A 13,792-nucleotide genomic window follows, 5' to 3' on the forward strand; every position below is an offset into this window, starting at 1 on the left:
TCGGCACATTTTTTCAAGCGTTTAGCACTAATTCCAATTAATTAGAAGAGTCACACCTTTTCACTAACACTATTATAAAGCGGCTTGTCGACATCACTAGATAGCAAAATTGCAATCCACTTTGATTCTTCTCTTGATTCAAGAGCAATTTTGACAACCATTGTTAAGGGAACTGATAACAACATTCCAACAGACCCCAACAGCCAACCCCAAAATATTAATGACAAAAACACCACGAGTGTGGACAAACCTAGCCCTTTACCCATAAATCTTGGTTCAATCATATTGCCCATAACAGTATTTACCACTAAAAAACCAAGACCTGCTAGCCCAGCAGTAGCGAAGCCAAACTCAACGAATGCCATTAAAACGGCAGGAATGGCTGCGATAATAGAACCAATATTTGGAATGTAATTCAATAAAAATGATAATACCGCCCAAAGAAGAAAATGATCGACGCCTAACACATATAGCCAAACCCCGATGAAAGTGCCTGTCCCAATACTCACTAGCGTCTTTATCGCCAAATAGCTATTTACTGACTTTAAAAATCGGTCGATGTGCGTCATTTGCATCTCAGGGTCAGCCAACGCAACATGTATACGTTTGGGCATGGACTCCGCATCAAACAGCATAAAAATAACCGTTAGTAGTATTAAAAAGAGATTAGATAACACGTTACCCATGCCGGCCAAAAAATTAGTTGCCATGGACATAGCCATGCCCGGATCGAGATAGGACAAGATTAAACTTTGATCAACGTTAATGTTCAACACTGCTAACTTTTCGAGTATCCAAGCAAATTCACCAGATAACTGAGTGGTGTATTGAGGCATATTTTGCCTAAATTCTGTTAAAGATTGCGTGACCAAACCGGCAAGCATGAATCCTATTATCAAAATAAACAGTATTACTAAGGTGACACTTAGTGCGCGCGGGATTTTATAACGGCTTGCCCAGTTTATTAAGGGGCTGCACGCAATTGCTATAAATGCAGATAATAAAAATGGCACCATGATAACGCTAGCCGCTTTGATGCCAGCGAAAACGATAATTAAGCATGCGCTCACTAAGAGTACTTTTGCACTAGGTGATTTAATATCCATATTTGTATGTAAGATTCCGATTTGATTTTTACTTTTGTATTTCGACTACTATAGTTAAAAACAGAGGGATAAAAAAGAAGAGTTATAAATTAGCGTCTTATGTACCAGAGGCATCATGCCTTATAACTACAATAAACACAGAAGGAAGTTTAGATTTAATGAAACTAAACCAAGCAACGATAAGAATAAAAAATTTACGTTTACGCACGTATATCGGTATCAATGAAGATGAAATTAAAAATCAGCAAGACGTTATCATTAATGTATTGATTCATTATGACGCGGTTAAAGCAACGGCAACTGATCAAATGGACGATGCGCTAAACTATAAAACAATCACTAAAGCTATTATTAGGCTAGTAGAGGACAACCGCTTCTATTTATTAGAAAAACTTACTGCCGACGTGCTCGCTATCGCGGCAGAACATCCGTGGGTCACGTTTGCTGAAGCAGAGGTAGATAAACCTCATGCTTTACGATTTTCAGACTCGGTCTCATTGGCATTATCTTGCACTAAAGGGTAGATAGATATGAAACCTACAGTATTGCTGACTGGCGGTACTGGTTTAATTGGGCGATACCTAATCGCCAAGTTAAGCCCTGACTACGATATTACTGTTGTCTCTCGTGACCCCGCCCGAGCCTCACGTTTATTGGGTGACGCAGTTAAGCCATTGACACTAGATTCAATAGAACACCTAAATGATATAAATATTGTGATTAACCTAGCGGGCGAACCGATTGCTGAAAGGCGATGGAGTAACGCTCAAAAAAAGCGTATTTGTGATAGTCGTTGGGATACAACAGACACATTAGTAAGGCTAATTAATCAGGCTCATAATAAACCTCGCGTATTTATTAGCGGCTCTGCTGTGGGCGTTTATGGCCGTCAAAGTGATACACCAATAGACGAATCTTTTACTGATTTTTATGATGAATTTAGTTCAGAAGTGTGCGCCACATGGGAAAAAAAAGCCCAAGAAGCGATTGACGTACGCACCTGCATATTGAGAACGGGGATTGTATTAGCTGAAGATGGTGGCGCACTGGCAAAAATGTTGATGCCTTTTAGGCTCGGACTTGGTGGAAAAATATCTTCAGGAAAACAGTTTATGCCTTGGATCCATATTGAAGATATGGTTGCTGGCATACTTCACTTAATTAAGAATGATAATTGTCAGGGCCCGTTTAACTTTACGTCACCTAATCCTAACACCAATCACTTTTTTTCATTGGCGTTAGCGCGACGTTTAGAAAGACCATTATTTTTTACAATTCCAGCGCTTGTATTAAAAGCCGCGATGGGTGAATCATCAGACTTGGTGCTGTATGGTCAAAAAGCGCTTCCGAAAAAATTAGAGCAAACTGGATTTAAATTCTCGTACCCTGAATTAAAGGATGCACTCAAAGCGCTCGATATATAAAAATATAAGTTTATTTTTTAAAGTAAATCGACTTATATTAATAAAGTATCAAAGTTTCTAAGACCTTCGTTGTAGTTGTTTGATTAATGATTGCGCTTCATTATCAATAGATGTAAAGCTAATCAACGAAGGTCAATAAACAGTATTCTGCTTGCGTAAAGCTGAATGGATAATAAGGAAAACAGATGGAATCATTGAAAATTCAGGACTATATGAATAAGAGACCCGTGACGTTTACTGCGCCTATGCCCGTTGCTGAAGCTGTTGAACGATTACTATTTAGCTCGCAAACGGGCGGTCCTGTGCTTGATGCCTCGCAGAAAGTCGTCGGCTTTTTATCAGAACAAGACTGTATCGAAAAAATGATCGTGTCTAGTTATTACCGAGAAAGAGCGGCACGAGTAGACGAGATTATGATGAAAGATGTACTGACGGTAAAGCCTTATGATTCTATTTTAGAATTAGCCCAACGTATGCTTAAAGAGAAACCCAAGATTTATCCAGTAACTGATGACGGCGGTTATTTGCTTGGCACAATTAGTCGCTCTGATGTTTTAAAAGCAATCGATGTTCAGCTACAAGACGGCTATAAAAATCACGATTAAACGCTAAAGAATCAAATGTAAGTGAGTATTTCGTGCTCTCTGCTCTCTGCTCGCTGCTCGCTGCTAACAAAAAGGTTTGAACCTGTTAAACGTTCAAACCTTTATTTATTAGCATTTTTGTTTAAACCATTTTTCTGAGTAAGCTTGCAGTATTGAGCGATAATAAACGCCAACACCCTATTGCACCCAACAAACCAACAACAATTGCCCCAGCGGAAGGTGCAATCAACCAGTAGTCTAAATGTAAACCGGGATCCATTTGAAAAACGCGTGTTTGTAGCATAAACAAACTGAATTCATTGGATACTGCCGCCATAAAGCCTGCCACTAAGCCAACAATAATAAACTCATTGATGACACTGAAACGAATCGTGCTGCCTTTTGCGCCCAAGGTTCGCAATATCGCCAGTTCTTGAAGGCGCTCATCCATACTGGCTTGTACTTGTGCGATTAGAACGAGTGCACCAGCAATCAGCACTAACACCAGAATAAACTCAACTGCCATCGAAACTTGTTCGATAATCTCACGAAGTTGATTAATGCGCGCGTCTACGTCGAACAAGGTAACACTCGCAAAAGGTGACATGAGGGTGGTAATGTCAGACTTGCGTGATTGCTCTAAGTTAAAGCTAGTTATGTAAGTCGCACTAAAATTTTCCATCGCTTTGGGGTGCAACACAAAAAAGAAGTTAGGTTGCATGGTTTGCCAATCAACCTCTCGCATACTGGTAACTTTTACCTTGATAATTTCACTACCAATATTAAACGTCAGCATGTCACCTAGTTCGATATCCAAACGCGTAGCTATTTCTTCTTCCAGTGAAACTGGGTAAGGCTCTCCCTCTTGCCATGTATCTAGCCACTGTCCTTCAGTGATCACATTGCCCATTTGCAAATCCAAACTCCATGTGAGATTTGCCTCTCGGCCTAAACCTTGTCGCCCTTCGTCAGCAACGTCTTCATCTTCTTTAGTGACTTGAGTTCTGATTTTTTCATCATTAATAGCGACAAAGCGCCCTCTAGCCACGGGATAAAACTTCTCAGGTTCAACATCGTTGAGTGTAAAATGAGCGCGAACCTGCTCTTTTTGCACTTCGGTAATGTTGGACATAAAGTAGTTTGGCGTTCCTTCAGGCAATTGATCCCGCCATTGTTTTACCATATCGTTTCTCATTACGAGCACCACAAGCAAAAGCATAATGGTAATGGCAAAGCTAATCAGTTGAACACTGTTGCCCATTGCTCGACGACGAATTCGTGCCCAGGCTAAGGTCCACGCCCCCATTGAACCACTGCCTAGTTTGCGCCCAATAACAATCATGCCAAAGGTCACTAAAAGCAATAAAGCGACCAATATAATACCAGACACAAATAGGATGGCGCTGATCATTAGGTTTTGAGAGTAAATCCACATCAACAAGAACACGGCGATGCCAGACGTAGCATACTGCAATGCTCGCGAAGACAAGGTTGATTCGATGTCTTTGCGCAGTACCCGTAATGGTGGAACTGAAAATAGTTGCATCAAAGGATACAAAGAAAACAACAATGCACACACGACGCCTGTAAATACCGCGATCAATAAAGGTCGCCAATGCCACACATCTAGCGAAACTTCGACGGTTTGAGAAAGCAAACTCACAACAGCTTGCTGCAACACAAACCCTATAATTATGCCTAAAGTTATACCCAAAGCAGTGATGAAACTGATTTGCAACAGATAGATTTTTTGAACTTGTTGCTTCGCTGCACCTAAGGTTTTCATAATTGCAACGGGGTCAAAATGACGTTGACTGTAACGTTGGGCTGCCACAGCAATTGAAACTGCCGCTAGGACAATTGCTAATAAACTCGCCAATAAAAAATACTGTTCAGCGCGTTTAATTGCTTGCCCTATTGCACTTTCATCATCTTCAATAGAGGTCCAGCGATGCACTTCACGATTAAGTTGAGGCCTCAACCAATCGTAGTAGTCTTCTAATTGCGCTGATTCACCTGTGAAATAATGCTTGTAACTCACGCGACTTCCAGGACCAGTAATATTTGTCTTCGCGAGATCGTCAGTAGAAATAAGTACCAATGGGTCGGTATTAAACACACTGAAGCCAGCATCGGGAATCTCTCTTAGTACCTTAGCGACTGTAAAACTAGCATCGCCAATTTCAACACTCTCACCGATTTCGACATCAAGTAGCTGAAACAGGCGGGAGTCTAACCATGCTTCCCCCGGCTTTACTGACTCTTCTGTTGCTTCGGCCTCTCCGAATGGCTGCTGCGCTATTTTGATTTGCCCTTTTAGTGGGTAATCTTGGTCTACGGCTCTTAGATCAGCGAGAGACAATTCTTCTTTGCCAAATACCATCGAACGAGTACTGACCTGATATGCTGTGCCTAAGCCTTGTTCCTTCGCTTGATTTATCCAAGTATCATCAACGACATTTCGAGACCTCAGTTGACGGTCAGCAGCAATAAACTCCGCTGACCTATCGGTTAGCGCTGACTGCAATCGCTCACTAAACAGAGAAAGTGATAATACAGATGCGACTGACAAAATAATTGCCAGTAATATTATACTGAGTTCACCGCGTTTTGCTTCGTGTTTAAACAAACGCCATGCTAAATTTATCACCATGGGTTAGCTCTCCTCGCTAGCGTTCATTTTAGCGTGTATAGCACTATCCACTGCTCTTAAATTTTCTTCTCGCAGCTCCCCTGCCGTCATACGAAGCTGACGCTGGCAACGAGACGCGAGCTCGTCATCATGCGTGACAAGCACCAACGTGGTGTTAGACTCGCGGTTTAGATCAAACAATAAATCTTCGATTTTAGTTGAATTTTTAGAATCTAAATTGCCTGTTGGTTCGTCAGCAAATAGTATTTTCGGATTGGTGATGAATGCTCTCGCGATAGCAACACGTTGCTGCTCACCACCCGATAACTGATTTGGAAAGTGTGTTGCACGATGTTCAAGGCCCACCTGCTCTAGAATTTTTTGAGCGCGCTTTTTGGGGTTATCCAAACCAGCAATTTCCGCGGGTAACATTACATTTTCTAAGGCACTCAAGCTCTGAACCAACATAAAGCTTTGAAAGATAAAACCGACCTTATCTCCCCTCAGTCTTGCTCTCTGCTCTTCATCCATCGAATGTAAAGCTTCACCATCTAACAAAATTTCACCGTCTGATACTTCATCTAAGCCAGCTAATAAACCAAGTAGGGTTGACTTGCCGGAGCCAGATGCGCCTATAATGGCAACAGATTGACCAGCCTCCACATCAAAGCTGATTGGATTAAGGATCTGGAGTTCGCCTTCACTCGTAGTTACTTTTTTAGTTACGCTTTTTGTTTGTATCATCATTGAGGATTTTGTCATCGTGTTTAGTATTTCTTCTAATAGGGTTAAGGCTTGCAGTGTTACCAACCTTAAGTCATTAATCTTATTACTGGTCTTGGTGTTTTTATTCCCTTTTTCAAGTCATTCAGATCAGACAAAAGGGCAAGAATACAAGTTGTTAATACTGGGGGATAGCTTAAGTGCTGCTTATGGGCTAACGCAAGAACAAGGTTGGGTTTATTTGTTACAAGATGCGTGGAAGCGTGACGGTGCTAATATTGAAGTGGTTAACGCGGCGATTAGCGGTGATACAACCGATGGAGGGCTCGCCAGATTACCGCGCTTGTTGAGTTTACATCAGCCCACCCACTTGCTTATTGAATTGGGAGGAAATGATGCCTTGCAAGGCCATAACCCACGTAAGATAGAACAGAATATTCAGAGCATGGTTGAATTGGCGAAAGCGGCTGATGTTAAGGTCATGATTCAAGAAATGCAGATACCCACTAATTATGGCAGACGTTACACCCAAATGTTCACCAAGCTGTTTGCTGATGTTGCAGATAAAAATGACGTACCACTTATTCCGTTTTTTCTTGCCGATATCGCACTTGACACTTCGTTAATGCAACAAGACGGTATTCATCCGACCGCCGAGGCTCAACCTATGATTGTTGAGTTCATGAAACCTCAATTTGAAGCATTGATGTTAGCTGAGTAACACTCAGAATCCATATTATTTGCACATTTGCACAAAGCTTGGCTTGGTACCATAACCACACGATTGTGAATTATGGATTAAGTCATGAAGTTTTGGCGACAGAAATTTAGAAGTATTAAGGCTTCTTTTATCGTATTGCCCTGTTTGGTAGTCAGTGCTTTTGGTAACGCTGCACTCATAGGTGCATTTGAAAACGGACAGATTGGAGGAGGAACCTTTGATGAAGATTCTGCCTATACAGTGCTTCTTTCATTGGAGTTGTTCGATGGCCCGTTCGAAGATGGTTTGCTAGCTTCCACACTATCTGTAGATATAACTGAAGAGCTAAGTGGCCAACGAATTGTTTTTGACTCAGGCACTGAATTCGAAAATGCAGCTCGAATATTAGAAGATCAAGGAGAAAATGGATTTCGACTTTGGACGGGCACCAGTTCTCGCGCAGGTGACTTAGCGCTGCAATTTGGTGATTTTGACCACACTTTATTTACACAAATAGACAGTATCGAATTTGTCATTGAATCTGCTGAATTTTTTGGTCCTAGTCCATCGAGAGGTGGGACAATTTACAGGCGTTTTGTAAACTTTCGCATCGAGTTATTTGGTATTAATTCAGAAGAAGATTTTAGAGAAATAAATAGTCCTACTGCATTTTATTTTTTAGCATTTGCGCTGCCATTTTTGATTGTTAGAAATCGTAAGGCTTCGATTAAAAATTCTAAACTATGATTTAGTACAAGCTCTCTCAAACATACTTATCAAAGTTCATACCTAGGTATGAACTTTGATTTTATCTTACTGACTACTTTCAATTAAATCATTTATTTTCAATAACTTAAATATCATCCATTCATTAAATATCATTTCAAATAGAGCCTAGACTTAACAAGCAAGAGGCGTAAACTAACGAACAAGTTAGTAAATAAAGCCGAGGAATTTAATGGAAGTCGCTTCTTCAAGCAGTAATGCGTTAATTCAACAGCAAACTATGCAATATAGCCAAGCAGATTCAAAACAAGGCAAGGCTGGTGGTTCCGCAACTGTATCCAATACACCACAAGCCTCATTAGAATCAGCTCCTCAAGGCAGTTCTGAGCCCAGTGCAATTCCCGGTACCACTCGAATTGGTGGCTCCATCGATACTTACGCCTAATAGCTCAATATTATTCAAAACTTACCGATTTAAATAAGTAGTACGTGGCAGGAAGCGTGCGGTAAATATTTTAGTGAGTCATCGCCTTCTACAATAAATGTACAGGTGATACTTTACCCCACAGGAGTCAAGTTGGGTAAAGTGACTATCACTGAAAGGCCGCCTTGCGCATTATTGCGCAAGGCAATACGCCCATGATGTGAATCCACAATTTCCCGACACAAAGCCAAACCCAAGCCCGTTCCAGAAGGTTTTGTTGAATAAAATGGCACCAGCGCATTTGCCATCACCGTATCGGATATCCCTTTACCTCGGTCAGTTACCGTTATGCATACTTCTTGGTTAAGTTGCTTGATTGACATGCTGATGTCTTCAACCTTGCCCTCAGATTCGTGTGCATTTTTAAGTAAGTTAATGAGTAGTTGTTCAATTTGAACGGGGTCAGCTTGGAATGCAACATCTTCTTCGCTGAGGTCTTGGAATTGCCACTGCTCAGCCAATTGTTCGCTGAGATGCATCCAGTTAAGCGTTTTTATTTGAGGCTCGGGTAGTTTTGCAAATTTACCATAGCCTTGTACAAAACTTGTTAAGTGGACAATTCGCTCATCAATTGTCTCAAACACCCTGGCTAAACGCGTTTCACTCAGGTTTTCAGATAATATTTTGCCGCTATGAAGCATTGAAGATATAGGCCCTAGCGAGTTATTTAACTCATGGCTAATGACGCGGATCACTTTTTTCCAAACAGCGACTTCTTGACGACTTAATTCACGTGTCATTTGCTTGAGTATAAATAAATGGTGAGTTTGGTTATTCAACAAAAATTGTCCTAATGACATGTGCCATGTTTGCACATCACCATCATCAAGTGTCATTGAAAATAAGCCTGTTGCTCGCTCTAAAATAGCCTGTTTCGCCCCGTTTTCGGCGAAAGTGACAAGCTCATCAATAAACATCCCCTCAATGCCTTGATGTTGCCCGAAAAACTGGCGAGCGGAAATGTTGCTGAATATGACTTGGCCTTTATCATCAATTAAGAAAAGCACTTCAGGTGAGCTTTGAGTGACCTTATCAAGCAGTAACTCACGCTGATACAGCCAGTGTTTTTCGTCTCGCAGATGAATGACTGTTTCGTTGTATATTTCGCACAAGCGCCCTATTTCATCGCCCTTTTTAAATGCAAGCGTTGAAGCAAACTCACCATCTTTTAGATTAAGTAAACCCGTCTCTAAAGCTGATAAACCATCGGTGATATCACTAATTAAGTATCGTGTCAGCACGATAGTCATCGTCACCAAGCATAAAATGATAAAAAGTTTTAAATCCAGCGAGAGTGCCTCAAGCAATAAAATAGGTAAGCTTGCAACAAGGCTAACAACCCCCGTTAACAACGGTAGCTTTTTACTGATCGACAGATTCATTAGTATTCAACACCATGTTTATCCAAACGTCTATAAAGGGCTTGTCGGGTCATGCCGAATTCCCTCGCCACTCTAGCAATGACACCCTGATGAATACGCATTGCTTCTTCAAGTTCTTGTTTGCTTGGTTCGTGAGTTGTTTTAGCCGTGTTTGTATTACTTTGAAGCGTATTCGAAGTGGTGTGTACCGATACAAACGCAAAGTCCTCAGCTTCAATCACCCCTTCGGGTTTTAACACCCCAACCCGTTTACAGGTATTTTCTAATTCGCGCACATTACCTGCCCAGTCGTGAGCTAATAAGGCTTTTTCAGCCGACAGACTAAGTTGTCTGTCTGGTAAAAAGTGCGATACCAAAGGCACGATATCATCCAACCTTTGATTGAGCGGTTGTAGAGAGAGCTCAATAACGTTAAGTCGATAGTACAAATCTTCTCTAAACTGACCTGTTTGAATCTGTTCAACTAGGCTGGCATTTGTAGCTGATATGACCCTGACATCAGTTCTCAAGGTTTTTACTGAGCCAAGCCTTTGAAACTCGCCAGTTTGTAAAACTCTTAGCAGTTTGGTTTGCCCAGAATATGGCAAATTGCCGATTTCATCCAAAAATAAAGTGCCGCCATCAGCCGCTTCAAACAAACCAATACGCTGTTTGTTTGCACCTGTATACGCCCCTGCTTCCGCGCCAAATAATTCAGCTTCGATTAAATCTGCAGGCAACGCTCCACAATTAATTTTGATAAAGGGTTTATCAGCAAGTAATGAATTAGCTTGTACCAACTCGGCGATTTTTTCTTTACCGCTTCCGTTGGGGCCAGTAATTAACACTGATATATCAGACTTGGCGACTTGAATCGCCATATCAACCAAACGTTGCATAGCGTTGCTGGCATAGACTAGACCAACACTTTGCGCAGTGTGCTGAGCAGGTTGCCGTTGCGCTTGTTGTTTTTTGAGAATATCTGCATCTGCAGAAGCCTTGCCCAGTGCAACCAGATTTTGCACCGTGTTCACGAGCTTTTGGTCATCCCATGGCTTGGCGATATAGTCCACTGCGCCGGCTTTAACCAGCTCGATAGCCTGCTCTAAATCAGTCCAAGCCGTGATTAAAATCACGGGTAAGTGCGGATTGAGTTCTCGTAATTGATAAAAAAGCGTTTTGCCTTCTTCGCCAGAGGTAGTGTCAGCCGTAAAATTCATATCTTGAATCACTAAGGACACACGCAGTTGATTAACGTATTGAAGTGCCTCTTCAGGGGAAGTGGTAGTAATGACATCATAACCATGAATTTCAAGCAGCAAGGATATTGCTTGTAAAACCGCTGGGGTATCATCGACTATTAGTATTTTATCCGCGTTTTTATGCACTTTGCGTTCCTTTGCATTTTCCCATTGAAGCGTGTTCCACCTTTTATTAAAAAGATTTTATGAAAGCTTGATAAGACTAATTGCCTTGAGCCGATGCTTCAAGGCAATTTTAAGCATAACTCTAATAATCTAAATACTGCGCGTTGCGATGCTTGGCGAAATATTTGCGGCTTTATTGGCCGGCATTAGCACGGACAATAAACTGATCACAAGCACAGACAACATGGTGATGATAACGTATGTCAGATCAAGTGCAGGGACTTCGTAATGTTGTAACAAGGTTTGACCTAAGTAAACAGCAGCAACTCCGCCGATAATTAAACCAAGCGTACAGATCAACGCATTTTCGACTAAGAAATAACGCACAATATCTGACTTGCGCGCACCTAGGGCTCTACGAGTGCCGATTTGTTTCGTACGTTTGTTGATATTAAATACTGTTAAGCCAAATATTCCTAAAGCGGTAACTGACACAAGCACAACCACTAGCGTAATTAGCATACGCATCATCAGTATATCTTCAGCATTGTAGTTTTGCTTAGACTCATCCATGCCTCTAACTCTCATGATGACACGCTCATTGCTGTTCTCAAGCATTAAGTCTTCAACCTGTGCCATGATAGAAGCGCGTTGACCGGGTTCAGTTCTGACAATCATTTTCTGAAAGGTGTGAGAGCGCACTAACGGAATGATCACTAAATTATCAGCTCGGCTGTCTTTTAACCATGGCCCTTTCATTTTATCTACCACACCCACAATCTGCATTGGGAAAGGACCAAAATACAGTGTCTTTCCAATACCATCACCTTCTGGGAACATTTCATCGAGAAAGGCTTGGCTTGCGATACCGACGCTTGGGACTGTATCCATTCCTTCTTCTTGAACAACCACGTCATCTGCAGTGAAGCTTCGGCCAGCAACAATTTTGACACCAAGCGTGTCAATAATGTTTTCATCACCCATGGTGTAAGCAGCTCGAACACCGCGTTCACCATCTGGATTAGGGACTAGAAAAAAGCTACTCGCTGAGCCACTTCCAGATAGCGGTACTTCACTAGCATTGACGGCATTGATCACGCCAGGGATATTTCTGAGGGTTTGCTCGTCTAGCTCTGCCTGTTCTAGTAAATTAGTATCTTCTGCAAAACTCATGATACTAAAGCTAAAGACTTCTTCTTCAGGATAACCCGTTTCTTGATTTAGGTAAGCCACTCGGTCTTGAATAATAAAGGTGGCGTTACTGACAATTGCTACTGTTACTGCTATTTGCACCAACAACATCATGGCACCCGCTTTTGAGCGAAATAAAGCATTTATAATGGGTTTTATTTCTAACATGATGATCTCCTTATTGCGTTTTAAGATAAATAGCTGGCGTAGTGCGACAGACTAACCATGCGGGATATAAGCCTGCGACCATGCAAGCAACAATTGATATTGCGGGCGCAGAAAACAGCATCGTCAAATCCATCGATGCAAGTGCGCTGTAATAACTATATGTTTGTCTAACGCCCCACAAACCTAACTGCGCAATGACAATACCGAGTAATCCACCAAACAAACCAAGCATGCCTACTTCAACGAGGTGCTGAGCAAATACCTGTGACTTACTTGCTCCGAGTGCCCTGCGCACACCAATTTCGGGTGCTCTTCGCAAAAACTTACCCAGCAACAAACCTAATATGTTGGCAAGACAAACAACTAAGAACATAAAACTGAGTCCTACCAGAATCCGATTATCATCAGAAACAACGCCATTGTATTCAATCCACTCATTAACATTACGCACTTCGTATTTTGGTGTTTCTCTTTCAAAGCGACCGTTTTCAGCTTGGTCAATCAAGTAGGCATGTATAAAGTCTTTGAATTCTTGAAGTGATGTTGGGTTATCAATTTCAACCCAAAACTGAATCCAAAATAATTCAGCTTGTAGCCTATCTTGATAAGAATTTATTTCTTCATAACGCCAACCATTTGTATTGCCCCAAGTTGGAAGCTCCATGACAGGAATCAGGCTAAATGGAATGAATAGGTTTTCAGGGCTGTTAAACGCACCATTGGTTAAATCGTAGTATTTTGTATGAATGTTCCAGTCTTTAATCACACCAACGATTTGAAATGCATGTTCGTCAAGCATGACTTGTTGACCTACTGAATCAGCACCACCAAATAGTTTATCGTTAAGCTCTTCACTGATCACAACTACTTTGTTTGCATTAGAATGTTGTGCGTCTGACCAAACGCCACCATATAAAAACTCAAGGTCAAACATGTCAAAAAAATCTGGTCCTGTGACACGCGCGGCTTCAACAAATGGCTTGACGGTATCGTTGTTCATATGAACTGAAAAACCCGTTCTGACTTGGGCTACTTTGCGTTTAGGAATGTCAGATTCATAAAGAGCTAAGGCGTCTTTGTATGTCATCTGCAATGCCAAGTCATCGCTTGTCCACCACGTTTCACCGTCATCCATAGTATTGATTTGAACAGCGAAAAGCTGGTCGCTTTTGTTTGGAATCGGGTCCATCGACATCATGTGATAAACCGATAAACTGGTCATCGTAATCCCAATGCCGACAGCAATTGCACTGACCATTAAAATGGATACCAGTGGTGTGCGCTTAAAACTGCGCCAAGCTAAATCTATGTAATGAAGAAACATGT

Annotated in this window: 13 protein-coding genes; 6 read left to right on the plus strand and 7 right to left on the minus strand. The window is 41.5% G+C overall.

Going from position 1 to position 13,792, the window contains the following annotated elements:
* Nucleotides 1-50: 50 nt before the first annotated feature.
* Nucleotides 51-1,106 (minus strand): AI-2E family transporter, encoded by a 1,056-nt coding sequence (locus KUL10_RS14010; protein ID WP_110429568.1) that lies wholly within the window; start codon nucleotides 1,104-1,106, stop codon nucleotides 51-53.
* Between the two features lie 158 nt (nucleotides 1,107-1,264).
* Between KUL10_RS14010 and folX the strand changes: the two genes are divergently transcribed.
* From folX to KUL10_RS14025, 3 genes are all read left to right on the plus strand, one after another.
* On the plus strand, nucleotides 1,265-1,630 hold the full coding sequence (folX, locus tag KUL10_RS14015) for a dihydroneopterin triphosphate 2'-epimerase (protein WP_110429569.1): 366 nt from the start codon (nucleotides 1,265-1,267) through the stop codon (nucleotides 1,628-1,630).
* Between the two features lie 6 nt (nucleotides 1,631-1,636).
* Complete coding sequence (locus tag KUL10_RS14020; protein WP_110429570.1) at nucleotides 1,637-2,530, plus strand: TIGR01777 family oxidoreductase; 894 nt, start codon at nucleotides 1,637-1,639, stop codon at nucleotides 2,528-2,530.
* Nucleotides 2,531-2,715: 185 nt separating this feature from the next.
* The gene (locus KUL10_RS14025) at nucleotides 2,716-3,135 is read left to right on the plus strand and encodes a CBS domain-containing protein (RefSeq protein WP_110429571.1); all 420 of its coding nucleotides are present in this window, start codon (nucleotides 2,716-2,718) and stop codon (nucleotides 3,133-3,135) included.
* 121 nt (nucleotides 3,136-3,256) lie between these two features.
* On the opposite strand, the gene KUL10_RS14030 is transcribed toward KUL10_RS14025, so the two are convergent.
* The gene (locus tag KUL10_RS14030; RefSeq protein ID WP_110429572.1) at nucleotides 3,257-5,767 is read right to left on the minus strand and encodes an ABC transporter permease; all 2,511 of its coding nucleotides are present in this window, start codon (nucleotides 5,765-5,767) and stop codon (nucleotides 3,257-3,259) included.
* Nucleotides 5,768-5,770: 3 nt separating this feature from the next.
* Nucleotides 5,771-6,490, minus strand: a complete 720-nt coding sequence (locus tag KUL10_RS14035) for an ABC transporter ATP-binding protein (RefSeq protein ID WP_110429613.1) — start codon at nucleotides 6,488-6,490, stop codon at nucleotides 5,771-5,773.
* A 79-nt stretch (nucleotides 6,491-6,569) separates the two neighbouring features.
* Here KUL10_RS14035 and KUL10_RS14040 point away from each other — a divergent pair, with 79 nt between their 5' ends.
* From KUL10_RS14040 to KUL10_RS14050, 3 genes are all read left to right on the plus strand, one after another.
* On the plus strand, nucleotides 6,570-7,190 hold the full coding sequence (locus KUL10_RS14040) for an arylesterase (RefSeq protein WP_373415190.1): 621 nt from the start codon (nucleotides 6,570-6,572) through the stop codon (nucleotides 7,188-7,190).
* An 84-nt stretch (nucleotides 7,191-7,274) separates the two neighbouring features.
* Nucleotides 7,275-7,916 carry a hypothetical protein gene (locus tag KUL10_RS14045; RefSeq protein WP_110429574.1) on the plus strand — a complete coding sequence of 214 codons (642 nt, stop codon included), beginning with the start codon at nucleotides 7,275-7,277 and terminating at the stop codon, nucleotides 7,914-7,916.
* 211 nt (nucleotides 7,917-8,127) lie between these two features.
* Entirely contained in the window at nucleotides 8,128-8,340 is a 213-nt protein-coding gene (locus KUL10_RS14050) for a hypothetical protein (protein ID WP_110429575.1), read from the plus strand.
* A 113-nt stretch (nucleotides 8,341-8,453) separates the two neighbouring features.
* Here the strand turns inward: KUL10_RS14050 and KUL10_RS14055 are convergent, their stop codons facing one another.
* From KUL10_RS14055 to KUL10_RS14070, 4 genes are all read right to left on the minus strand, one after another.
* Entirely contained in the window at nucleotides 8,454-9,761 is a 1,308-nt protein-coding gene (locus KUL10_RS14055) for a PAS domain-containing sensor histidine kinase (protein WP_110429576.1), read from the minus strand.
* Nucleotides 9,761-11,128, minus strand: a complete 1,368-nt coding sequence (locus KUL10_RS14060; protein ID WP_110429577.1) for a sigma-54 dependent transcriptional regulator — start codon at nucleotides 11,126-11,128, stop codon at nucleotides 9,761-9,763. The genes KUL10_RS14055 and KUL10_RS14060 overlap by 1 nt, the downstream gene beginning before the upstream one ends.
* 129 nt (nucleotides 11,129-11,257) lie before the next feature.
* The gene (locus tag KUL10_RS14065) at nucleotides 11,258-12,466 is read right to left on the minus strand and encodes an ABC transporter permease (protein WP_110429578.1); all 1,209 of its coding nucleotides are present in this window, start codon (nucleotides 12,464-12,466) and stop codon (nucleotides 11,258-11,260) included.
* A gap of 10 nt (nucleotides 12,467-12,476) precedes the next feature.
* A complete protein-coding gene (locus tag KUL10_RS14070; RefSeq protein WP_110429579.1) occupies nucleotides 12,477-13,790 on the minus strand; it encodes an ABC transporter permease in 1,314 nt (437 codons plus the stop codon).
* Between the last annotated feature and the right edge of the window lie 2 nt (nucleotides 13,791-13,792).

The sequence above is a fragment of the Glaciecola sp. KUL10 genome, assembly GCF_003203515.1.
Lineage (GTDB): Bacteria > Pseudomonadota > Gammaproteobacteria > Enterobacterales > Alteromonadaceae > Glaciecola.

What these genes read in the sequence shown, in the direction of transcription:
- KUL10_RS14010 (WP_110429568.1), bottom strand. Translation starts at nt 1,106, where the DNA reads ATGGATATTAAATCACCTAGTGCAAAAGTACTCTTAGTGAGCGCATGC.
- folX (WP_110429569.1), top strand. Translation starts at nt 1,265, where the DNA reads ATGAAACTAAACCAAGCAACGATAAGAATAAAAAATTTACGTTTACGC.
- KUL10_RS14020 (WP_110429570.1), top strand. Translation starts at nt 1,637, where the DNA reads ATGAAACCTACAGTATTGCTGACTGGCGGTACTGGTTTAATTGGGCGA.
- KUL10_RS14025 (WP_110429571.1), top strand. Translation starts at nt 2,716, where the DNA reads ATGGAATCATTGAAAATTCAGGACTATATGAATAAGAGACCCGTGACG.
- KUL10_RS14030 (WP_110429572.1), bottom strand. Translation starts at nt 5,767, where the DNA reads ATGGTGATAAATTTAGCATGGCGTTTGTTTAAACACGAAGCAAAACGC.
- KUL10_RS14035 (WP_110429613.1), bottom strand. Translation starts at nt 6,490, where the DNA reads ATGATACAAACAAAAAGCGTAACTAAAAAAGTAACTACGAGTGAAGGC.
- KUL10_RS14045 (WP_110429574.1), top strand. Translation starts at nt 7,275, where the DNA reads ATGAAGTTTTGGCGACAGAAATTTAGAAGTATTAAGGCTTCTTTTATC.
- KUL10_RS14050 (WP_110429575.1), top strand. Translation starts at nt 8,128, where the DNA reads ATGGAAGTCGCTTCTTCAAGCAGTAATGCGTTAATTCAACAGCAAACT.
- KUL10_RS14055 (WP_110429576.1), bottom strand. Translation starts at nt 9,761, where the DNA reads ATGAATCTGTCGATCAGTAAAAAGCTACCGTTGTTAACGGGGGTTGTT.
- KUL10_RS14065 (WP_110429578.1), bottom strand. Translation starts at nt 12,466, where the DNA reads ATGTTAGAAATAAAACCCATTATAAATGCTTTATTTCGCTCAAAAGCG.
- KUL10_RS14070 (WP_110429579.1), bottom strand. Translation starts at nt 13,790, where the DNA reads ATGTTTCTTCATTACATAGATTTAGCTTGGCGCAGTTTTAAGCGCACA.